This is a genomic window from Streptomyces sp. UC4497, from assembly GCF_054871485.1.
Window position 1 is genome coordinate 227,909 of record NZ_JBTYHB010000005.1, and the last position, 21,632, is coordinate 249,540.

Here is a 21,632-nt window from a genome sequence, read left to right on the forward strand (position 1 = left end):
TCGGTCACAAAGCGTTTGTGATCACGCAACACCGGTCCTGCACAGTGGATGCATGACTAACGAGACGCATGTTGTCGCTGTAATCCTCTGCTGCGCCGCGGCCCTGCTCGCCACGTCCGCCGCCGGGCTCCGAATGCTCTGGTCACGACGCCAGGAGCACGCGCCACCCACGGCGGATACCGGCGCCCGGCCGCCCGCCTCCCCGGAGGCCGCGGCCGGGCCGCTCGACCCGGCGAGCAGCACGCTGTGGCGGATGCGGACGACCGTGCGGGACGAGCCGGGGTCGCTGGCCGCGCTGTGCACGGTCCTCGCCCACGAGCGGGTCGACATCCTGAGCCTGCAGACGCACCCGCTCGCCGAGGGCACCGTCGACGAGTTCCTGCTGCGCACGCCCGAGGAGTTGACCTCGGGCGCGCTGACCGAGGCCGTCGCGGGCGCGGGCGGCGCCGACACCTGGGTCGAGCGGGCGGACGCCCACGACCTGGTGGACGCCCCCACCCGCGTCCTCGGCCTCGCCACCCGCACGGCACTCGACGCCGCCGAACTCCCGCTCGCCCTGCGCCAGCTGTTGGGCCGCTGCACGATCAGGTCGCTGCCGGCGAAGGCGGCCACCGCCGCCGGCGGCGCGCCGGTCGAGGGCGGCTTCGACGACACCGAGCTGCGGCTGCGCACCCCGGAAGGCGGGATGATCACGGTGGAGCGGCCGTATCTGCCGTTCACGCCCACCGAGTTCGCGCGCGCCCGCGCCCTCGTGGAGCTGGACACCCGGCTCGGCCCGCGCGTGCCGAACGGCGAGGACGTCCTGACGCTGCCCGAGGGCAACGACATCACCGTGCGGCGCGCGGACAGCGGCGACCTCGCCCTGTCGAGGGCGATGCACGAGCGGTGCTCCCAGGCCACGTTGGCCCGCCGCTACCACGGGCCCGTCGCCGACGCGGACCGCTATCTGAACCACCTGCTCAGCCCGCGCCACGGCCGCACCCTCGCCGCGCAGACGGCCTCCGGCCGGATAGTCGCCCTCGGCCATCTGCTGTGGGACGGCGACGAGACCGAGGTCGCGCTGCTCGTGGAGGACGACTGGCAGCGCCGCGGCATCGGCGCCGAACTCCTCGGCCGCCTGGTTGCGATGGCCATCGAGGCGGGCTGCGCCAGCGTGTACGCGGTGACGCAGTCGGCCAACACGGGCATGGTCGCGGCGATGCGCGGCCTCGGCCTGCCCCTCGACTACCAGATCGAGGAGGGCACGCTGGTGATCACCGCCCGGCTCGATGCGGCCCCGGTGGCGTCCCTGCTTCCGTCCGCGATTACGTCCGCGCACGAGGACGAGTACGAGCGGGCCGAGCAGCACGGCTGACCGGGTGGGCGGCTCCGGCGCCCAAGGCCCGGTCCAGGTCCGCCCACAGGTCCTCGACGTCCTCCAGGCCGACCGAGAGCCGCAGCAGCCGGTCGCTCACGCCCGCCGCCCTGCGGTCGTCGGCGGCGACCACGCGGTGGCTGATCGAGGCCGGGTGCTGGATCAGTGAGTCGACACTGCCGAGGCTGACCGCCGGGGTGATCAGTTCGACCCCGGCGGTCACCGCGTGCGGGTCACCCGCGACCTCGAAGGCGACCATGGCGCCGCCGATCCGCGGGTAGTGGACGCGGGTGACGCGCGGGTCCCCGGCGAGCCGTTGGACGAGCTCCGCGGCCGTCGCGGACGCGGCCCGCACCCGTACCGGCAGGGTCGAGAGCCCGCGCAGCAGCAGATAGCCGGCGAGCGGATGCAGCACCCCGCCGGTCGCGAACCGCACCTGGCGCAGCTCCCGTGCGAACGCCTCGTCGCAGGCCACGACGCCGCCGAGGACGTCCCCGTGTCCGCCGATGTACTTCGTGGCGCTGTGCAGGACGAGCCGGGCCCCGCTCTGCGCGGGCTGCTGCAGCACGGGCGTCGCGAACGTGTTGTCGACGAGCAGCGGCACCGATCCGCAGGCATGCGCGACGGCCGCGAGATCGACCTCCGCGAGCGTCGGGTTGGCGGGCGACTCCACCATGACGAGGCCGGTGTCGGGCCGTATCGCGTCCGCGATCCCCGCGGGGTCGACCCATGTCACCTCCGAGCCGAGCGCGCCCGCCGTCAGCAGGTGGTCGCTGCACCCGTACAGCGGGCGGACCGCGACGACGTGGCGCAGGCCCGCCGCGACGCGTACGAGGAGCACGGCCGTCAGCGCCGCCATGCCGCTCGCGAACGCGACCGCGCTGTCCGTGCCCTCGAGACGCGCGAGCGCGGTCTCGAAGCGGGCGACGGTCGGGTTGCCGAGGCGGCCGTAGACGGGCGGCCCGCCGTCGAGGGCACCGTCGGCGGCGAACGCGTCGACGCGGGCCGCCTCCGCGCGGGTGTCGGCGGACGGGTAGGTGGTGGACAGGTCGAGGGGCGGGGCGTGCAGGCCGAGAGCGGCGAGGTCGTCGCGGCCCGCGTGCACGGCCTCGGTGGCGAAGGCGCGGGTGCGGGTGCGGGCCCCGCTCGTGTCCCAGTGCGTATCCATGGCCGGCATCCTGAACAACGGGCGGGGTGTGTGGTTCAACTCCCGTGCTACGTTCGGCGGATGACCGACTCCGTCGTACTCGATCCGGTCGACCTGGACATACTGCGGCTGCTGCAGAACGACGCCCGCACCACGTACCGGGATCTGGCGGCTCAGGTCGGTGTCGCGCCCTCCACGTGCCTGGACCGGGTGAACAGGCTGCGGCGCGGCGGCGTGATCCTCGGACATGTGCTGCGGCTCGACCCGGCCAAGCTGGGGCGCGGCCTGGAGGCACTGCTGTCGGTGCAGGTGCGCCCGCACCGCAGGGAGCTCGTCGGGCCGTTCGTCGAGCGGGTCCGGGCCCTGCCCGAGGCGCGCACCGTCTTCCATCTGACCGGCCCCGACGACTACTTGGTGCACGTCGCCGTCCGCGACATGGCGGACCTTCAGCGGCTGGTGCTCGACTCGTTCACGGCGCGCCCCGAAGTGGCGCGCGTCGAGACCCGGTTGATCTTCCAGCAGTGGGAGTGCGGGCCACTGCTTCCGCCCGCGGCGAATCATGGTGACGCGACCCCCTGACTCGTACGAGGATGTGTCGCATGCCACACATCCCGAGCTCTCAGCACTCCGCAGCCCTACTGCCCCGGCAGATCGCCGATGCCTACGTCGACGCGATGGTCGACCTCGACCCCGTGGAGGGCACCTTCCTGGGCGTCCGGGAGGCCCACGGCAAGCTGCCCGACCTGTCCCCCGCCGGCCTCACCGCCGTCGCGGACCTCATGCGCGAGACCCTCGCGAAGCTCGACGAGGCGGAGCGCGCGCCCGGTGCCAACAGCGACGTCGAGCGGCGCTGCGCCCGGCTGCTGCGCGAGCGCCTGACCGCCGCGCTCGCGGTGCACGAGGCGGACGAGCACCTGCGCGAGGTCTCCAACCTCGGCTCGCCGATCCACAACGCGCGCGAGGTGTTCACGGTCACCCCGACCGACACGGACGAGGACTGGGCGGCGATCGCCGAGCGGCTGCGCGCGGTGCCCGCGGCGTTCGCCGGCTACCGGGAGACGCTCGCGCTCGGCCTGGACCGCAAGCTGCACGCGGCGCCGCGGCCGACCGAGACCTTCATCGGCCAACTCGGCGAGTGGCAGGGCTGGTTCGAGGAGTTCGCCGCCGCGGGCCCCGAGTCGCTGCGCGCCGAGCTGACCGAGGCGGCGCGCACCGCGGACGCCGCGACCGTCGAACTGCGCGACTGGATGCGGGACGTGTACGCACCCGCCGTCGAGGGCGCGCCGAACGTGGTGGGCCGCGAGCGCTACGCGCGTTGGTCGCGCTACTACAACGGCACGGACCTCGACCTGGACGAGGCGTACGCGTACGGCTGGAGCGAGTTCCACCGGCTGCTCGCCGAGATGCGCACGGAGGCGGAGAAGATCCTGCCGGGCGCCGAGACGCCGTGGGTGGCGCTCGCGCACCTCGACGAGCACGGGCGGCACATCGAGGGCGTCGACGAGGTGCGGCAGTGGCTGCAGAAGCTGATGGACGAGGCCATCGGCGCGCTCGACGGCACCCACTTCGAACTCGCCGACCGGGTACGGCAGGTGGAGTCCTGCATCGCGCCCGCCGGCAGCGCCGCCGCGCCGTACTACACGCCGCCGTCGGAGGACTTCTCGCGCCCCGGCCGCACCTGGCTGCCGACGATGGGGCAGACCCGCTTCCCCGTCTACGACCTGGTGTCGACCTGGTACCACGAGGGCGTTCCGGGCCACCACCTCCAGCTCGCCCAGTGGGCGCACGTGGCCGGTGACCTCTCCCGCTACCAGGCGACGCTCGGCATCGTCTCCGCGAACGCGGAGGGCTGGGCGCTGTACGCGGAGCGGCTGATGGACGAACTGGGCTTCCTCACGGACGCGGAGACCCGGATCGGCTACCTGGACGCGCAGATGATGCGGGCCTGCCGGGTCATCGTCGACATCGGCATGCACCTGGAGCTGGAGATCCCGGCGGACTCGCCGTTCCACCCCGGCGAGCGCTGGACGCCCGAGCTGGCGCAGGAGTTCTTCGGGGCGCACAGCAGCCGTCCCGCGGACTTCGTGGAGAGCGAGCTGACCCGGTACCTGTCGATCCCGGGGCAGGCGATCGGCTACAAGCTGGGCGAACGGGCATGGCTGCTCGGCCGCGCGGGCGCGCAGGCCGCGCACGGGGACTCCTTCGACGCGAAGGCATGGCACATGGCGGCGCTGTCGCAGGGGTCGCTGGGACTCGACGACCTGGTGGACGAACTCTCCAAGTTGTAGTCACTACGTTCGGCGGAAGCCGCCCTCCGAGTCGATGACCTGCCCGGTGATCCACGCGGCCTCGTCCGTGGCCAGCCACGCGATGAGCCGTGCGGGATCATCGGGCATCCCCCACCGCTTGGCGGGAAACAGGTCGGCGATCGCGTCGTACGTCTCCCCGTCCAGGTAATCCGTGTCCACGGGGCCGGGGTTGACGGTGTTCACGGTCACGTACTGCGGGGCGAGAGTCGTGGCGAGCGAGCGCGTGATGGAGGCGAGCGCGCCCTTTTGCAGCGCGTACGCGATCTCGCCCGGCATCCCGTCGGCGATGTCCTGACCGGAGGTCATCATGACGACGCGGCCTCCTTCCCGGGGCTCCTCGACAGCCGTCCGGTGCCGGGCGAAGGCCTGGACGAGCAGCACCACGGAGCGCGCGTCGACGGCCCAGTGGGCGTCCAGCATGGCGGCGTCGATGGTGTCGAGCGTGCCGTCGCTCCCGCTGAGGGCGTGGTTGGCGACGACGATGTCCAGCCGTCCGCCGAGCGCTTCGGCGGCGTCCCGGATCAGGCGCGCGGGGGCGTCGGCTTCGGTGAGGTCCGCCGGTCCGTGCGCCACGACGGCATCCGGCGCGCCGCGCACGGCCCGCACGGCGTCGGCCACCTCGGCGGGCCGGTCCCCGCCCCACGGCATGGCCTCGTCGTGCGCCACGTGGTGGTGCAGATACACACTCGCCCCATACGCGGCGAGCCGCCGGGCCACGGCAAACCCGATGCCGCCGCGCCGGCTCGCCCCGGTGACCAGAGCGGTACGGCCGCGCAGCGGGAGGGGGTCGCGACGGAGTTCGGCGGACGTGGGGTGCGGCATCTTCGGCATGCCATGGATCATGCCGGGTGCCCTACGGCGCGCGCATGCGGTTTCCGGGGACTGCAATTCGGGCCCTGCCGGCGCTCGGGTGAGCAATTCCAGCCCCGCCGGCGTTTGAGGCGCGGGGTCCGGGGCAGAGCCCCGGGGCGTAGGGCCGGGTGCGCATGTCATGGCGTGCGAGTGGCCAAATCCAGCCCCTGCGGCGATTGAGCAGCGGGGTCCGGGGCAGAGCCCCGAGGCGTAGGACCGGGTGGCCGCAACAGGGACCGGTCAGCAGCCGCAGGCCCCCGCGTCGAGCGGCGCGGTAAGCACATCCGTGGCCCGGCGCGCCGGCCCCTCCCACGTCTCGTAGGCGAAGCCCTCCCGCGCCCAGTACTCGAACCCACCGAGCATCTCCTTGACCTGGAAGCCGAGTTGGGCCAGGGCGAGCGCAGCGCGCGTGGCCCCGTTGCAGCCGGGCCCCCAGCAGTACGTGACGACAGGCACGGACCTGTCGAGGAGCCGCTCGGCCTGTTCCGGGATGAGCGCGGTCGGCAGATGGACGGCGCCGGGGATGTGGCCCTGGTCCCAGGACTCGGTGGAGCGGGAGTCGAGGACGACGAACCCGGGGTCGCCGTCGGCGGCGAGCGCGGCGGCGACGTCGGACACATCGGCGTGGAACGCGAGGCTCGCGCCGAAGTGGGCGACAGCGGCGGAGGGCGCGGCGGGGGCGACACGGAGAACCGGGTTGGCGACCGGCGTGGTGGTGGTCATGACCGGAAATCTACGGTCGCCGGCCCGCCGGATGAAGGCGCGATCCCCGGCAAACACCTTGCCCGGCCGGGGATTCCCCTGCTATTCCTCAGGGATGACCGCCGATTCCACGCCCTACGTCCCCGACGCCACCGACTGGCGCATCCTGGAGGTCCTCCAGCGCGAGGGCCGCGCCGGCTACGCGGAGCTGGCACGGGCCGTGTCCATGTCGGCCAGCGCCGTGACCGAGCGGGTCCGGAGGCTGGAGGAAGCGGGCGTGATCGCCGGGTACACGGCCGTGGTCGTGCCGGAGCGGCTCGGCCTGCCGATCCTGGCCTTCGTCCGGCTGCGCTACCCGAACGGGCACTACAAGCCGTTCCACGACCTCGTCGAGGTGACACCGGAGATCCTGGAGGCGCACCACGTCACCGGCGACGACTGCTTCGTCATCAAGGTCGCGGCGCGCTCCATGAAGCACCTGGAGGAGGTCTCCGGCAGGATCGGGGCGCTGGGCTCGGTGACGACGAGCGTCGTGTACTCGTCGCCACTGCCGCGACGGGCCATCGGGCACTGACAACCACGCCGACACCCTTGCGGGTCACGCCTGTTGGACCCCGCGCTGCCGCACCATCGACCCCTCCCGCCCCTTCACGACCTCCAGCTGCGCATGCACCCGGCGCCGCAGATCGCCGACGTGGCTCACGATGCCGACGCTGCGGTCCCGCTCGCGCAGGGAGTCGAGGACGTCGAGGACCTCGTCGAGGGTCTGGTCGTCGAGGCTGCCGAAGCCCTCGTCGATGAAGAGGGTGTCGAGGCGGACGCCGCCCGCCTCGTCCGTGACGACGTCCGCGAGGCCGAGCGCCAGCGCGAGCGAGGCGAAGAAGGTCTCACCGCCGGAGAGCGTCGCCGTGTCGCGCTCGCGGCCCGTCCACGCGTCGACGACGTGCAGACCGAGGCCCGAACGGCCGCGCCCCGCGAGGGAGTCGGAGTGCACCAGGGTGTAGCGGCCCGACGACATGCGGCGCAGGCGCGCGGTCGCGGCGGCCGCCACCTGCTCCAGGCGGGCGGCCAGCACGTACGACTCCAGGCGCATCTTGCGTTCGTTGTCGGCGGCGGTGCCGGCCGCGAGGGAGGCGAGCCGGGCCACCCGGTCGTACGTCTCGCGCAGCGGGCCGAGGCGGGCGGCCTCGGTGGCGACGCGCCGCGAGAGCCGGTCGAGTTCGGCGCAGCGCCGCTGGGCCTCGTCGCGCGCCGATCCGGCCGTCCGTACGCGCGCGTCGGCGGCCTGCGCGGCGGCCCGGGCCGCGTCGACGTCGGCCGCGGGTCTCCGGGCGGCCTCTGCGGTGTCCTCCTCGGCGAGCACCGCACGTACGGCCGCCTCCTCCGACTGCCGGGCGTCCAGGCGGTGTTGGAGTTCCCGGTGCTGGGCGTCGTCGAGCAGTGCGGCGGCCGCGGCCTCCGGCGTGTCGAACCCGGCCCGGAACGCCGCGTCGGCGAGTCGCGCGTCCGCTTCCTTGAGGCGCCGCGCCGTGTCCTCGACGGCGCGGGCCGCGTCGGCCGCCTCGGTGAGCAGCGCGCCCTGCCGCTCCAACTGCTCCGCGCGCGCCTCGACGCTCTCGGCCGCGCCCCGCGCCTTCACCAACTCCCTCTCCAGACCTGCCTGTTCACGGTCCAGGGCGTCACGCAGCGAGGTACGGGCGGCGGTGCGCTGCGCCACCTCCTGGCGGGCGGCGAGGCGGCGGTCGCGCTCGCCGTCGGCGCGGGCGAGGGTCTCGCGGGCGGGATGCGCGGTGGACGCGAGGGCGTGCGCCTCGGCGTGTCGCTCCGCCAATTCGCGGGCGGTCTCGGCGAGTTGCGCGGCGGGAGCCTCCCCCGCCGCGGCCTTCGCCGCCGCCAGTTCCTCCCGTACGTCGCCCAGGGCGCGCTCGGCCCGGGTGCGGCGCTCGTCGGCGGCGCGGTAGGCGGCGAGCGCGGACTCCTCGGCGGCCCGGTCGACGTGCCCCTCGGACTTCCGCATCGGCGCGGGGTGCTCGCTGGCGCCGCAGACGGTGCAGGGCTCGCCGTCGACGAGGGCCTCGGCGAGTTCGGCCGCGACGTCGCGCAGCCGCTGCTCCTTCAGGCCGAGCCAGTGCTCGTGCGCGGTCGCCGACTGCTCGCGGGCCCGCAGCGCGTCGGCGTCGGCGGTCTCGGCGCGCTCGGCCAGCCGGTCGCGCTCGACGGCGGCGCGGGCCTGCTTGCGGGCCGGTTCCAGCTGTCCCGCGAGGTGTTCGGCGCGGGTGGCGGCCTCCTGGGCCTCGTCGACCTTGGCCTGGAGGTCGGCACGGCGGGCCTCCCAGCCGTCGAGCCAGCCTTCGGTGTCGGCGAGCAGGTCGGTGTCGGCGCGCTCCTCGCGGTCGAGGTCGGTGCGCTCCCTCGTCAGCTCGGCGAGCCGCCGCTCGGCCCGCCGCGCCGCGTCGAGCCCGCCGAGTTCTTGAGCGACACGCCGGGCGGCTTCGGTGAGCGCTTCCGGGGAGGTGGGGATGTCGGAGTCGGTATCGGTATCGACATCGGAGCCCGCATCGGCATCAGCGGCGTACGACTGCTCACTCCCGGAGCCGAGACCGCCGACGCCCGACGCACCCGGCCACGCCGCCCGCAGCTCCCGCCGGGCCCGACCGTCCTCCGCCAACGCCTCCCGATGCGCCGCCTCCGACTCGTCCCGGAGGGCCAGCGCCGGCTCCACCGTCGCCGCCTTGCGGGCGCGCTCCATCCGGTCCTGGAGGGCGCGGTGCTCCCCCGCCCGCTCCTCCAGGGCCGCCTCCCGCTCGCGGGCCTGCGCGAAGCGGAGCTGCAGGCGGTGGGTCTCCGTCACGTCGGACAGGTCGTGCTGCGCCGCGATCCGCGCCGACTCCGCCGCGTCCAGGGCGAGATGGGCGTGCGTGAAGTGTTCGCGCGCGGTCGAGCGGGCCGTGGCCGCCCAGGTCAGGACGGCGTCCGCGATACCGGGGTCGCCCGGCGTCGCCTCAACGGGGTCCAGCTCCACGACGTGACCCGCCGCCTGCTGCATGCGGTGGGCATCCGCCAGCAACTCCGAGTCCCCGGCGGCCACTTGCTTCTGCGCGGCCTTGCGGTCCTCGGCGAGCCGCTGCTCCACCGCCGCGAACCGGTGCGTGTCGAAGAGGCGGCCGAGCAGCTTGCCGCGGGCCTCGGCGTCGGCCCGCAGGAAGCGCGCGAAGTCGCCCTGCGGGAGGAGGACCACCTGGCAGAACTGGTCCTTGCTCATGCCGAGCAGCTGCGTGATCTCCTCGCCGATCTCCTGGTGGGAGCGGCTGAGGTCCTTCCACTTCGCCGCCACGGCGTCGTACTCACGCAGCCAGCTCTGCGCCTTCTCCGTGGTGAAGCCGGTGCCGCGCTTCTTGGGGCGGGCGAACGGCGGCTGCCGGGTGATCTCCAGGCGGCGGCCCGCGACGGTCAGGTCGAGGGCGACCTCGGTGCGCACACCCGCCTCGGCGTGGTCGCTGCGCAGGCTCTGCCCCTGGCCGCTGCCGCTCTGCCGGGCGCCGGGCACGGACCCGTACAGCGCGTAGCAGACCGCGTCGAGGACGGAGGTCTTGCCCGCGCCGGTCGGCCCGTGGAGGAGGAAGAGTCCCGCCGCCGACAGGTCGTCGAAGTCGACCTTCTGCGTGGCACCGAAGGGGCCGAACGCCGTGATCGTGAGTGTGTGCAGCCTCACCTGGCCACCTCGCGCACCACATCGTCCGCGCGTACGGCGTCGAACGCGGCCCGCAGCACCACCCGCTCGCTCTCGTCGGGCCCTGCGCCCCGGACGTGGGTCACGAAGTCCTCCGCGATCTCGTGGTCGTCGCGCCCCTTGAGGCGCTCGGCGTAGCTGGCGTCCGGCTCCTCGTCGTCCGTGCGGAGCGGGTCGAAGAGCAGGCTGAGGGTGTGCGGGAACCGGTCGGTGAGGCGGGCCATCGGGTCGTCCGGCCGGACCGCGTCCGTGAGCGTCGCCTCCACCCACGAGTCCTCGTGCCGGTCGAGGTCCGGGTCGGCGAGGAGGTCCTCGAGGTCGCCGCGGAGGCGGACCAGCGGACGCGGCACCGGACAGTCGAGGCGCTCCGCGGTGACCGCGCCCTCGGCGTCGAGGTCGATCAGCCACATGCTCTTGCGGTGGTCCGCCTCCGAGAACGAGTACGGGAGCGGGGAACCCGAGTAGCGGACCCGGTCACTGATGACCTGGCTGCCGTGCAGATGCCCGAGCGCCACGTAGTCCGCCCCGTCGAAGACGCCGGACGGGACCGCCGAGACGCCGCCCACCGTGATGTCCCGCTCGCTGTCACTGGGCGCGCCCCCGGTCACGAAGGCGTGCGCGAGGACGACGGACCTGGTGCCGGCCGGGCGCGCGGCGAGGTCGGCCCGCACCCGCTCCATGGCGGCGGCGAGCACCTGCTCGTGCCCGGCCTTCGCCACCCCGAACTCGTCCTTCACCAGGGCCGGTTCGAGGTAGGGAAGTCCGTAGAACGCGACGTCGCCGTGTGCGTCCGGCAGCACGATCGGCTCGCCACAGCGGGCCGGTGCCGTACGAAGGTGGATGCCGGCCCGGCCGATGAGGCCCGCGCCGACGCCGAGGCGGCGGGCCGAGTCGTGGTTCCCGGAGATCATCACGGTCGGCACGCCGAGCTCCGCGAGGCGGTGCAGGGCGTCGTCGTACAGCTCCACGGCCGCGAGGGGCGGGACCGCGCGGTCGTACACGTCACCCGACACGACCACGGCGTCGACGCCGCGCTCGCGGGCGGTGTCGACGAGGTGGGTGATGAAGGTGGCCTGGGCGTCGAGCATGTTCACGCGGTGGAACGAGCGACCCAGGTGCCAGTCGGATGTGTGGAGCAGCCTCATGTCACACGAGGCTAACGGGTGGGTCTGACATGGCGGGTGGTTATGGCCGGGGGGCCTGTTGCGGGAGGCGTTTCTCTTGGTGCGGTCGCAGTGGCACACGTCTCGGGGCTCCGCCCCGGACCCCGCGGGCTCTCGTCCGAAGAGCGGGGCTCGGACCGCTCACCCGTACGCCTCCCCGCCCAGTTCGAACCCCGCCGCGCCCGCCGTCGCGTCCGCGAGCCAGCCCTGGAAGCGGTCGATGTCCGACTCCGGGAGGCCGATCTCGATGGTGACCGCCTCTCCGTAGCGCACGTCACGGACCTCGCACCCGGTGGACCGCAGGTCGTTCTCCATCTTGCCCGCGCGCGCGTGGTCGACCGTCACGGTGGCGAGGCGGAAGCGGCGTCGCGTCACCGTGCCGAGCGCGTCGAGTGCCTCGCCCACCGCGCCTCCGTAGGCGCGGATGAGACCGCCGGCGCCGAGCTTCACGCCGCCGAAGTAGCGGGTGACCACGGCGACGACGTAGCGCATGTCGCGCCGCGTGAGCATCTGCAGCATCGGCACGCCCGCCGTGCCGCCCGGCTCTCCGTCGTCGCTCGCCTTCTGTACGGAGGCGTCGGCCCCGATGACGTACGCGTAGCAGTTGTGGTTGGCCGTCGGGTGTTCCTTGCGGACGCGCGCGACGAAGGCCTGGGCCTCCTCCTCGGTCGCGGCGGGCGCGAGCGCGCACAGGAACCGGGAGCGGCTGATCTCTGTCTCGTGCACGCCCTCGCGGGCCACCGTGCGGTACTCGTCCTGCATCGGACCAGCGTATGCGCAGGTGACACAGGACTCGCCCCCGCCCGGGGCACAGGTGACGATGTGGTGGATACTCGCTCGTCGTCCCAGGACAGGCACCCACGCCGCCCAAGTCCCCGAGTCGCCCGACCAGGAAGCACCGCACATGACCGGCATCCAGGCCGAGAGCCCTGCCGCCCCCGCCGCCCCCACGAGCCGTTTCCGCTCCTGGCTGCTGGAGGGGCTGAGCGAGCAGACGGCCCGCCATCAGGGTCCGCACGGGCACGCCCCCGAGGAGCACAAGGGCCACAAGTGGTGGCGCGTGATGTGTCTGACGGGCGTGGACTACTTCTCCACGCTCGGCTATCAGCCGGGCATCGCGGCGCTCGCCGCGGGACTGCTGTCCCCGCTCGCGACGCTCGTCCTGATCGCGCTCACCCTGCTGGGCGCGCTGCCGGTGTACCGCAGGGTCGCGAAGGAGTCGCCGCACGGCGAGGGGTCGATCGCGATGCTGGAGCGGCTGCTGCCCTGGTGGGCGGGGAAGCTGTTCGTCCTCGTGCTGCTCGGCTTCGCCGCCACCGACTTCATGATCACGATGACGCTCTCGGCGGCGGACGCGGCGGCGCACGTCGTGGAGAACCCGTTCGCTCCCGCCGGCCTGCACGGCGAGAACACCTGGATCACACTGGCGCTGCTGGCGGCGCTCGGCGCGGTCTTCCTCAAGGGCTTCCAGGAGGCGATCCGCGTCGCGGTGGTCCTGGTCGCCGCGTATCTGACGCTCAACATCGTCGTGCTGGTCACGGCGGCGGCCCATGTGTTCACCGAGCCGGTCAAGATCGGCAACTGGTGGGACGCCATGACGGCCGAGCACTCCTCACCGTTCATGATGATCGGCGTCGCGCTGCTCGTGTTCCCGAAGCTGGCGCTCGGCATGTCCGGCTTCGAGACGGGCGTGGCCGTGATGCCGCAGGTCCAGGGCGACTCCACGGACACGTACGCGAAGCCGGCGGGGCGCATCCGCGACACCCGCAAGCTGCTCACGACGGCCGCGCTGATCATGAGCTGTTTCTTGCTGCTGTCCAGCCTCGCCACCACGATCCTGATCCCGCAGCACGAGTTCGAGTCCGGCGGTTCGGCGAACGGGCGCGCGCTCGCGTATCTCGCGCACGCCTATCTCGGCGAGGGTTTCGGCACGGTCTACGACGTGTCCACGATCGCCATCCTGTGGTTCGCGGGCGCCTCCGCGATGGCGGGCCTGCTGAATCTGGTCCCCCGCTATCTGCCCCGCTACGGCATGGCTCCCGAGTGGACGCGGGCCGTGCGCCCGCTGGTCCTCGTCTTCATGGCGGCCGCGGTCTTCATCACCCTCTGGTTCAACGCCAACGTCGACGACCAGTCCGGCGCGTACGCGACCGGCGTGCTGGTGCTCATGCTCTCCGCGTCGTTCGCCTCGACGGTCGCGGTGCACCGGCGCGGCCACCGCAAGTCGACGATCGGCTTCGGCGCGATCACGGCGGTCTTCGCCTACACCCTGGTCACGAACGTCGTGGAACGTCCCGACGGCATCAAGATCGCCATCATCTTCATCGCGGCGATCCTCCTCACCTCCTTCGCCTCCCGCGTCCACCGCGCCTTCGAACTGCGCGCGGGCGCGGTCACGTACGACGGGACGGCCCTGCGCCTGATCGACGAGGCGGCGGCGCAGGGCCCGCTGCGGATCATCGCGAACGAGCCGCAGGAGCACACCACCGCGGAGTACCGCGACAAGGAGCACTGCCAGCGCGAGGACACGCCCATGCCGGACGACGGGCGGGTGCTGTTCCTGGAGGTCTTCATCCAGGACTCCTCCGACTTCACCGAGGACCTGCTCGTCCACGGCGACGAGAAGCACGGCGTGCGCCGGCTGCGGGTGCGCGGCCCCGGCGTCCCGAACACGGCCGCCGCCGTCCTCATGGACCTGCGCGACCGCACCGGCAGCGTCCCGCACGCCTACTTCAACTGGACCGAGGGCCACCCCGTCGGCCACCTGCTGCGCTTCCTGGTGTTCGGCGACGGCGAGGTCGCCCCGGTCACCCGCGAGGTGCTCCGCCGCGCGGAACCCGACCCGGAGCGCCGCCCGCGCGTGCACGTGGGCTGAGCCCTCCCCCGGAATCCGCGCGCCGCGCGGGGAGTTACCCCGTATGGATACAGTCCCGCTCCTCAGGAGGTCCCATGTACGGCGATCACGACACGGTCCGCAAGATCCTCACCGAGACCGGGGACACCTGGGCGGTGGTCGGCCTCTCCTCGAACCAGGCGCGCGCCGCCTACGGGGTGGCCGACGTGCTCCAGCGTTTCGGCAAGCGGGTCGTGCCAGTGCACCCGAAGGCGGAGACCGTGCACGGCGAGCAGGGCTACGCCTCGCTCGCGGACATCCCCTTCCCCGTCGACGTGGTCGATGTCTTCGTCAACAGCGACCTCGCGGGCCCCGTCGCCGACGAGGCCGCCGCCATCGGTGCGAAGGCGGTCTGGTTCCAGCTCGGTGTCGTCGACGAGGCGGCGTACGAGCGGACGCGGGCCGCGGGGATCTCCATGGTGATGGACAAGTGCCCGGCCATCGAGATCCCGCGGCTCGGCTGACCCTCCCTCCGCGCGAGACGGGAGTTTTGAAGACAGGCCCTACGCCTGCGCGAACACCCCGTCCGTCGAGGCGCCGGAGGCGATGCCGTACTCGGGCTCCGGGACCGCCTCGGGCAGCAGCAGCGTCGAGCGGCGGCCGTCCACGCCGACCGGGACGTCGCCGTCGATGGTGACGCGGCGCAGGGTGCGCGTGTGGGCGTCGGAGTCGTCCACGCCGTAGTGCTGGGTCGCCCGGTTGTCCCAGATGGCGACATCGCCGGCGCGCCACTGCCAGCGGACCGTGTTCTCCGGGCGCTCGACGTGCGACTGGAGGATGCCGATCAGCGCGCGTGAGTCGCGGGCGTTGAAGCCGGTGAGCTTCTGGAGGAAGTTGCCGAGGATCAGCGTGCGTTCGCCGGTCTCCGGGTGCACTCGCGCGACCGGGTGCTCGGTCTGGAACTTGGTCGACGTGAACACCTTGCGATGCTGCTCCAGCGCCACGGAGGGGGCCTCCGGGCGGGCGGCCGCGTAGTCGTAGTCGTTGGTGTGCACGCCGCGCAGGCTGTCGGCCAACACCCGCAGGGGTTCCGGGAGTTCGGCGTAGGCGGCCGCGGTGTTGGACCACAGGGTGTTGCCGCCGTACGGCGGGACGACCTCGGCGCGCAGGATGGAGAAGGCGGGGTACGCGGGCACGAACGTGACGTCGGTGTGCCACTGGTTGGCGCGCCCGCCGTGCTCGTTGTCGATGCCGAGCGCGTAGCGGCCGTCGACGGACGGGACGGTGGGGTGGGCGACCGGGGTGCCGAGGTGGCGGGCGAACGCCTCGTGGCTCCCGGCGTCGAGGTGGTCCTGGTCGCGGAAGAAGACGACCTTGTGTTCCAGGATGGCGGCCCGGACGGCGGCCACGGTGGCCTCGTCCAGGTCTCCCCCGAGGCGGACGCCGGAGAGCACGGCGCCGAGCCGGCCGCCGACCTTCTGAACGGTGACTTCGGATGCGGTCTGCGCGGCGGGTGCGGTGGACGTCATGGCGGGACCCCTTCACTGGGTGGGTGGGCGGTTTCCGCCTCCGCCGGGGGCGGCAGGCTGCGGCACAGGGCGAGCACAGGGGCGGAAGGCCGCGGTGGGAGCGAGAGCTGCAGGTCGCGAGCGTCAGCGGCACGGACACGCGCACGGTGCCGGGCGGCAGCGGCGCGGACACGCCGACGGTGCCGGGCGCTCCAGGTCGACGTGGAGCCGCGTCACGAGCTGCATCGTCGTCGCGGTCATGAACAGGAGCTTGGCCAGCGGCCCGAGGGCCGGTCAAGGCTCCGCCGGATCGCTTCACGACCCTGCAATGCGTGTGACATGTGTTCCCACATGCTGGACCGGCCGCGCTTCTCGTCACGGAGTACGGGGCGCCGCGCGAGACGGACGCGAGCCCGCTACCGCCGTACGGCGAGGCGGAGTTCGGTCAGGTAGCGCTTCGCGACCCGGCCGCTGTAGCGCGTGTCGATGAGTGTGCCGATGCAGTCGAGCAGGCCGGCGCGGGCGGCCGGGGCGAGGGCGAGCGTGCCGGAGAAGGTGCACAGCAGGTCGAGGTAGTCCGCGGTGCGGTAGGTGAGTTCGCGCTCGTAGCGGCGGAAGACGGGCGGCTCGAAGCGGTCGGCGCCGGGCAGCGCCGCGTTGCCCTGTTCGACGTTGCGGTTCGGCGCCTCCTGGCTGTCGTACGGGATGTCGGCGGCCGGGGTGAGGCGCAGGCCCGGCGGGGTCGTCGGGTCGAAGCGCTCGTAGCAGCCCTGGACCTCGGCGAAGAAGTCCTCGGTGCCGCCCGCGACGTGGTGGGTCGAGACGGTGGCGAGGGTGCCGCCGGGGCGCAGCGCGTCCGCGCTCTTGGCGATGCGTACGGCGGGGTCGATCCAGTGGAAGGAGGTCGCGGCGAGGACGAGGTCGAAGGGCTCGGGCGGCAGCGGCCAGTCCTCGAAGGCCGCCACGTCGACGGTCGCGTCGGGGAGCTTGCGGCGCGCCACGGCCGCCATCTCCGCGCCCAGCTCCACCCCGACGACCCGGCAGCCCCGCTCGGCCAGCGGCACGGTCGCCTTCCCCGTGCCGCACCCGATCTCCAGCACGCGGCACCCCGGCCCCGCCCCTGCCAGTTCGGCGAGGTCGTCGAACACACGGGGCGGGTAGCCGGGGCGGGCGCGGTCGTAGAGTTCGGCGTCCTGGGTGAAGGTGCGGCGCAGGCGTTCGCGGTCGGTGCCGGTCATCTGCCGCACGCTACAACTCCGTCAGTCGCCCAGCTCCTTCAAACGGTGCGCGAGGGCCTCCGCGATCCGGTCCACGTAATCCTCCTTGAGCAGCTCAGGGTGGGTGCACGGCAGGTCGTGGTTGGTGATCCGGCCCGTGATGTGCGGGCGCCAGGCCTCGCGGGTCAGCCAGTTCTCGGGGCGCGGCGCGGCGGCCGTGAAGAAGAGGACGTCGCCCTCGTAGCGGCGGTGTGCGTGGGCGCGCATCATGCGGGCGTGGTTGGGGACGATGTCGACGATCCGCGAGAGCGTGCTGTCCTTGAGGCCCGCGAGGGGGCTGCCCGCCTTGCGCAGGGTGGCCAGGACGTCCTCGCGGGTGGCCTCGTCGGTGCGTTCGAAGCCCGCCATGCGCAGGACGGCCGTGAGTGCGTCGCCCTCCTCGGGAGCGGGGCGTTCGCGCCACTGTTCCGCCGGGAACGCGTCGAGCAGCGCGAGGAGTTCGACCTGTTCGCCGGCCTCCTGGAGCAGCACGGCGACCGTGTGCGCGAGGATGCCGCCGACCGACCAGCCGATGAGCCGGTACGGGCCGTGCGGGCGGATCCGCCGGATCTCGTCCACGTAGTCCGCCGCCTGCTCCCACAGGGTGCCCGGCAGCGGATCGTCCGAGGTGAGGCCGCGCGCCTGGAGCGCGTGGACGGGCTGGTCCCGGTCGAGGCGTGCGGTCAGGCCGGCGTAGCACCAGGAGATGCCGCCCGCCGGGTGGATCGCGAAGAGCGGCGGGCGGGAGCCCTCGCGGCGCAGCGGCAGCACGACACCCAGGGCGTCCGTGGACACCGGTGACGCGTCGTCGATGCGGGCCGCGAGCGCAGCCGGGGTCGGGGATTCGAAGAGGGAGCCGATGGTCAGCTCCGCGCCCAGCTCCTCGCGGATCCGGTTGACGAGCCGCACCGCGAGCAGCGAGGTGCCGCCCAGGTCGAAGAAGGCGTCGTCCGGGCCCGTCCCTTCGGCGTCGAGGACTTCGGCGAAGAGGCGGGTGAGCGTCTCCTCGCGCGGGGTCGACGGGCGACGGCCCGTTCCGCTTCCCTCGAACACGGGCGCGGGGAGTTCGCGGCGGTCCAGCTTGCCGTTGGGGCTGAGCGGGAACGCGTCGAGCGGCACGATCGCCGACGGCACCATGTGCTCGGGCAGGGTCCGGGCGAGCGCGGCGCGCATCCGCGCGGGGTCGAGCGAGGCCCCGGTCACGTATCCGACGAGGCGGTCGTCGAGGACCAGCGCACACGAACCGTCGACGCCCTCCAGCGCCACCAACTCGGCCTCGATCTCGCCGAGTTCGATGCGCTGCCCGCGCAGCTTGACCTGGTGGTCGGTGCGGCCGAGGTACTCGACCTCGCCGCGTTCGGTCCAGCGGGCCAGGTCGCCGGTGCGGTACATGCGGCCGCCCTCATAGGCGCTGAAGGGGTCGGGGACGAAGCGCTCGTCCGTCAGCTCGGGCCGGTTGAGATAGCCGTCCGCCAGCTGGCGTCCTGCCAGGTGCAGTTCGCCGGTCACGCCGGGCGGGCACGGCTGCCCGGCCGGGTCGAGGACGTACAGGCGGGTGTTCCACACCGGCCGACCGATCGGCACGGGGCCCGTACCGGACGGCTCGCACGCGTGGTACGTGACGTCGACGGCGGCCTCCGTCGGGCCGTACAGGTTGTGCAGTGCCACGCCGGGGAGCGTCCGCGCGAAGGCGTTCGCCGTCTCGCGGGGCAGGGCCTCGCCGCTGCAGAAGACGCGGCGCAGCGCGCCCGCGCACGAGGCGGCGTCCGGTTCCGCGAGGAACACCTGGAGCATGGACGGCACGAAGTGGCACGTGGTGACGGCCTGTTGGCGGATGATCCGGGCGAGATACGCCGGGTCCTTGTGGCCGCCCGGCTCGGCGACGACGAGCGTCGCGCCCTCGCGCAGCGGCCAGAAGAACTCCCACACCGACACGTCGAACGAGGACGGTGTCTTCTGAAGGACGACGTCCGCCGCCCCGATGCCGTACTCGTGCTGCATCCAGCGCAGCCGGTTGTCGATCGCGGAGTGCGGGACGACGACACCCTTGGGCCGGCCGGTCGAGCCCGAGGTGTAGATGACGTACGCGGGGTGGGCGGGGGTGAGCGCGCGGCCGGGGTCGACGGTGGCGTACGCGGAGAGGTCGAGCCCTTCGAGGACGGCGAGCGGTGTGCCCGCGTCGTCCGGGAGACGGTCCGCGACATCGGTGACGGCGCAGACGGGTTCGGCGTCCTGGAGCATGTACGTGAGGCGCTGCTCGGGGTAGTCCGGGTCGAGCGGCAGATACGCGGCACCGGACTTGAGGACGGCGAGCAGCGTCACGATCAGCTCGGCCGAGCGTGGCACGGAGACCGCGACGAGGCGGCCCGGAGCTGCCCCCAGTGCTTGCAGGTGGCGCGCCAACTGGTTGGCCCGCGCGTTGAGTTGCGCGTACGTCAGTACCGTCCCGTCGTACACGAGCGCGGTCGCGTCGGGGGTGCGGGTGGCCTGCGCCTCGATGGGGCCGATGAGGGTGGTGGGCGGCAGGGCCCGTTCGGTGCGGTTGAACTCGTCGAGGACGAGGGAGAGTTCGGCGGGCGTGGCGATGGTGTGCGCGGCGAGCGGGGCCGCCGGGTCGGTCTCGGCGAGGCGCCCCAGGAGGTCGAGGAACCGGTTCTGGTGCGCGGCGAGGTCCTCGTCCGCGTAGAGAGCCGGGTTGCCGTCGTGGTCGATGCGCAGTCCGCGGCCGTCGGCGCGGTCGTAGATGTTGACCGTGAGGTCGTCGACGGGGCCTGCCGACAGGTTGTGGGCGCGGGCCGGGGCGCCCGCGAACTCGGCGCCGTAGTCGAACGGCATGACGTTGACGAGCGGCCCGACGAGGCCCCGGCTCTCGCCGAGCAGGCCGAGGTCGCGGCGGATGTCCTCGTAGCGGTAGCGCTGGTGGCGGCGCACCTTCCGTACGCCGAGGACGACTTGGCGGACGAGTTCCGCGAACGTGGCCTCCGGGGTGACGGTCAGCCGCAGCGGCAGCACGTTCATCACCATGCCGGGGACGCGCAGCGCGACCGAGCCCATCCGGCCCATCATCGGCAGGCCGAGGACGACGTCCGAGCGGCCCGTGGCGCGGGAGGTGTAGAGGGCCTGCGCGGCGATGAGGACGTCGGGCCAGGTGGCACGGGTGCTCGCGGCGAGTTCCTTGAGCCGCTCGGTCGTCTCCGGCGCGATCCGTGTCGTACGGCGGTGGAAGGTGCGGGACGGCAGGGCGCCGCGCCCCGCGAGCCGGGGGGCCCCCGGGCGGTCGGCGAAGGCCTCGCCCCAGTGCGCGCGGTCGGCGGCGAAGGCGTCGGACGCGCGGTACTCGGCGTCGATGGCCAGCAGGTCGGCGAGCGTCTCGAAGGCGCGCGGTCCTGGGTCCTCGCCGCGCACAAGTGCCGTGTAGAGGGCGGCGGTTCGGCCGACGAGCAGGGAGTAGCCGAAGCCGTCGATGACGAGGTGGTGGATGCGCTGGTACCAGAGCCAGCGCCGCTCCCCCACACGGAACAGGGCGTGCCCGAACAGCGGTCCCTTGGCCAGGTCGCAGGGCTCGGCGAGGTCGGCGCGCATCCAGGCCAGGGCCTCGTCCTCGCTCAGGTCCTCGCGCACGGTCAGCGGCAACTCGACGCTGCCGCACACCCGTTGGCGCGGCCCGTCGGCGGTGTCCTCGACGCGGACGCGCAGCGCGTCGGCCTCGGCGACGACCCGGCGCAGCGCCTCGGCGAAGAGCTCCGGGTCGAGGTCGCCGTCGATCTCCAGGTACTCGGCGGTGTTCTGCGCGGGGCTGAGCGGGTCGAGGGCCTGCGCGAACCACATGCCGTACTGGGCGGAGGTGAGCGGCAGCACGAGGTCACGGGCCTCGGTGGGCTCGCTGATCAGTGCGGTCATGAGCCGGCCACCCCGAGGATCTTCACCCAGGCCTCGATGGCCGGCTGCCCGGCGAGGTCGACGAACGAGGCCTCGGCGCCGTGGTCCCTGCGCCAGCGCTCGAGGAGGGTCATGACGCGCACGGAGTCGAGCCCGTAGTCGACGAGGTTCTCGTCGAGGGGTATCTCGGCGGGGTCGTCCTCGCCCAGGCAGTCGGCGACGTCCTCGCGGATCTTCTGAACGGTGAGCGTGGTCATGCGGCCCGTACCTCCTCGATGAACGTGTCGGTGGTGGTGACGACGGCGCAGCGGCCCGCCGCCCAGCGCAGCGCCATGTCGTGGTCCTCGCGCGTGAAGTCGGCGACGGCGTCCGCGACGACGAACGCCTGGATGTCCCGCATCCACGCGTCGGCTGCGCTGATCATGACGCCGATGTGCGCGTACACACCGACGATCACCAGCTGGTCACGTCCCGACTCCCGCATCAGTTCCTCTAGTTGGGTACGGACGAACGCGCTGTACTTCCACTTGGTGAGGACCGTGTCACCGTCCTCGGGCGCCACGGCCTCGGGCATGGCGAGGACGGCAGGGTCGTCGGCGACACCGGGCCCCCAGAAGTCGAGCTGGAGGCCACGCTCCTCGGGGGTCTGGCCGCCACGCTGCGCGGAGTAGTACACGGGGATGCCAAGCCCACGGCTCTCCTTGAGCAGCCGGGCGGTGTTGTCGAGCATGCCGGTCAACGGCTGTTCGGCCTGGGGGTACTTGGCGAGGAAGTGGTGCTGGAGATCGTGCACGAGCAGCACGGCGCGGGCCGGGTCGACGGTCCACGGGACACGGTTCGCGGGGAGCTCCTCGGGGGTCGGGAGCGGATAGGCGGCGATGGCGGGCAGGGCCATGGTG

General features: G+C 73.1%; 17 protein-coding genes. 6 read left to right on the forward strand and 11 right to left on the reverse strand.

The window, feature by feature from the left end:
- Window positions 1-52 precede the first annotated feature (52 nt).
- Window positions 53-1,354 (forward strand): GNAT family N-acetyltransferase, encoded by a 1,302-nt coding sequence (locus tag ACYSUO_RS09905; RefSeq protein ID WP_461775682.1) that lies wholly within the window; start codon window positions 53-55, stop codon window positions 1,352-1,354.
- Here the strand turns inward: ACYSUO_RS09905 and ACYSUO_RS09910 are convergent.
- Window positions 1,305-2,522 (reverse strand): trans-sulfuration enzyme family protein, encoded by a 1,218-nt coding sequence (locus ACYSUO_RS09910; protein WP_461775683.1) that lies wholly within the window; start codon window positions 2,520-2,522, stop codon window positions 1,305-1,307. The genes ACYSUO_RS09905 and ACYSUO_RS09910 overlap by 50 nt on opposite strands.
- 60 nt (window positions 2,523-2,582) lie before the next feature.
- Between ACYSUO_RS09910 and ACYSUO_RS09915 the strand changes: the two genes are divergently transcribed.
- The gene (locus ACYSUO_RS09915) at window positions 2,583-3,080 is read left to right on the forward strand and encodes an Lrp/AsnC family transcriptional regulator (protein ID WP_426905144.1); all 498 of its coding nucleotides are present in this window, start codon (window positions 2,583-2,585) and stop codon (window positions 3,078-3,080) included.
- Window positions 3,081-3,100: 20 nt separating this feature from the next.
- Window positions 3,101-4,789, forward strand: coding sequence for a DUF885 domain-containing protein (locus tag ACYSUO_RS09920; RefSeq protein ID WP_461775684.1), 1,689 nt, complete (start codon window positions 3,101-3,103; stop codon window positions 4,787-4,789).
- 3 nt (window positions 4,790-4,792) lie between these two features.
- Here the strand turns inward: ACYSUO_RS09920 and ACYSUO_RS09925 are convergent, their stop codons facing one another.
- Window positions 4,793-5,641 carry an SDR family oxidoreductase gene (locus ACYSUO_RS09925; RefSeq protein ID WP_461775685.1) on the reverse strand — a complete coding sequence of 283 codons (849 nt, stop codon included), beginning with the start codon at window positions 5,639-5,641 and terminating at the stop codon, window positions 4,793-4,795.
- A gap of 261 nt (window positions 5,642-5,902) precedes the next feature.
- Complete coding sequence (locus ACYSUO_RS09930; RefSeq protein ID WP_461775686.1) at window positions 5,903-6,385, reverse strand: rhodanese-like domain-containing protein; 483 nt, start codon at window positions 6,383-6,385, stop codon at window positions 5,903-5,905.
- Window positions 6,386-6,479: 94 nt separating this feature from the next.
- On the opposite strand from ACYSUO_RS09930, the gene ACYSUO_RS09935 reads away from it, so the two are divergent.
- Window positions 6,480-6,938, forward strand: a complete 459-nt coding sequence (locus ACYSUO_RS09935; protein WP_461775687.1) for an Lrp/AsnC family transcriptional regulator — start codon at window positions 6,480-6,482, stop codon at window positions 6,936-6,938.
- A gap of 24 nt (window positions 6,939-6,962) precedes the next feature.
- On the opposite strand, the gene ACYSUO_RS09940 is transcribed toward ACYSUO_RS09935, so the two are convergent.
- The 3 genes from ACYSUO_RS09940 to ACYSUO_RS09950 all read right to left on the reverse strand — a co-directional run bounded on the left by ACYSUO_RS09940 (window position 6,963) and on the right by ACYSUO_RS09950 (window position 12,019).
- The gene (locus ACYSUO_RS09940; protein ID WP_461775688.1) at window positions 6,963-10,076 is read right to left on the reverse strand and encodes an AAA family ATPase; all 3,114 of its coding nucleotides are present in this window, start codon (window positions 10,074-10,076) and stop codon (window positions 6,963-6,965) included.
- Entirely contained in the window at window positions 10,073-11,239 is a 1,167-nt protein-coding gene (locus tag ACYSUO_RS09945; protein ID WP_461775689.1) for an exonuclease SbcCD subunit D, read from the reverse strand. Before ACYSUO_RS09945 ends, ACYSUO_RS09940 begins: the two co-directional genes overlap by 4 nt.
- A 159-nt stretch (window positions 11,240-11,398) precedes the next feature.
- Window positions 11,399-12,019: a YigZ family protein gene (locus tag ACYSUO_RS09950; protein WP_461775690.1), complete on the reverse strand. Its 621-nt coding sequence runs from the start codon at window positions 12,017-12,019 to the stop codon at window positions 11,399-11,401.
- A 142-nt stretch (window positions 12,020-12,161) separates the two neighbouring features.
- Here ACYSUO_RS09950 and ACYSUO_RS09955 point away from each other — a divergent pair, with 142 nt between their 5' ends.
- Complete coding sequence (locus tag ACYSUO_RS09955; protein ID WP_461775691.1) at window positions 12,162-14,132, forward strand: APC family permease; 1,971 nt, start codon at window positions 12,162-12,164, stop codon at window positions 14,130-14,132.
- A 74-nt stretch (window positions 14,133-14,206) separates the two neighbouring features.
- Window positions 14,207-14,614 (forward strand): CoA-binding protein, encoded by a 408-nt coding sequence (locus ACYSUO_RS09960; protein WP_461775692.1) that lies wholly within the window; start codon window positions 14,207-14,209, stop codon window positions 14,612-14,614.
- Window positions 14,615-14,653: 39 nt separating this feature from the next.
- Here ACYSUO_RS09960 and ACYSUO_RS09965 read toward each other — a convergent pair whose 3' ends face one another.
- The 5 genes from ACYSUO_RS09965 to ACYSUO_RS09985 form a co-directional block, all read right to left on the reverse strand.
- Window positions 14,654-15,619 (reverse strand): TauD/TfdA dioxygenase family protein, encoded by a 966-nt coding sequence (locus tag ACYSUO_RS09965; RefSeq protein ID WP_461775693.1) that lies wholly within the window; start codon window positions 15,617-15,619, stop codon window positions 14,654-14,656.
- A gap of 395 nt (window positions 15,620-16,014) precedes the next feature.
- Window positions 16,015-16,836, reverse strand: coding sequence for a class I SAM-dependent methyltransferase (locus ACYSUO_RS09970; RefSeq protein ID WP_461775694.1), 822 nt, complete (start codon window positions 16,834-16,836; stop codon window positions 16,015-16,017).
- A 21-nt stretch (window positions 16,837-16,857) separates the two neighbouring features.
- Complete coding sequence (locus ACYSUO_RS09975) at window positions 16,858-20,754, reverse strand: amino acid adenylation domain-containing protein (protein ID WP_461775695.1); 3,897 nt, start codon at window positions 20,752-20,754, stop codon at window positions 16,858-16,860.
- Window positions 20,751-20,990, reverse strand: a complete 240-nt coding sequence (locus tag ACYSUO_RS09980; RefSeq protein WP_461775696.1) for a phosphopantetheine-binding protein — start codon at window positions 20,988-20,990, stop codon at window positions 20,751-20,753. Before ACYSUO_RS09980 ends, ACYSUO_RS09975 begins: the two co-directional genes overlap by 4 nt.
- On the reverse strand, window positions 20,987-21,628 hold the full coding sequence (locus ACYSUO_RS09985) for an isochorismatase family protein (RefSeq protein ID WP_461775697.1): 642 nt from the start codon (window positions 21,626-21,628) through the stop codon (window positions 20,987-20,989). Before ACYSUO_RS09985 ends, ACYSUO_RS09980 begins: the two co-directional genes overlap by 4 nt.
- Window positions 21,629-21,632 lie beyond the last annotated feature (4 nt).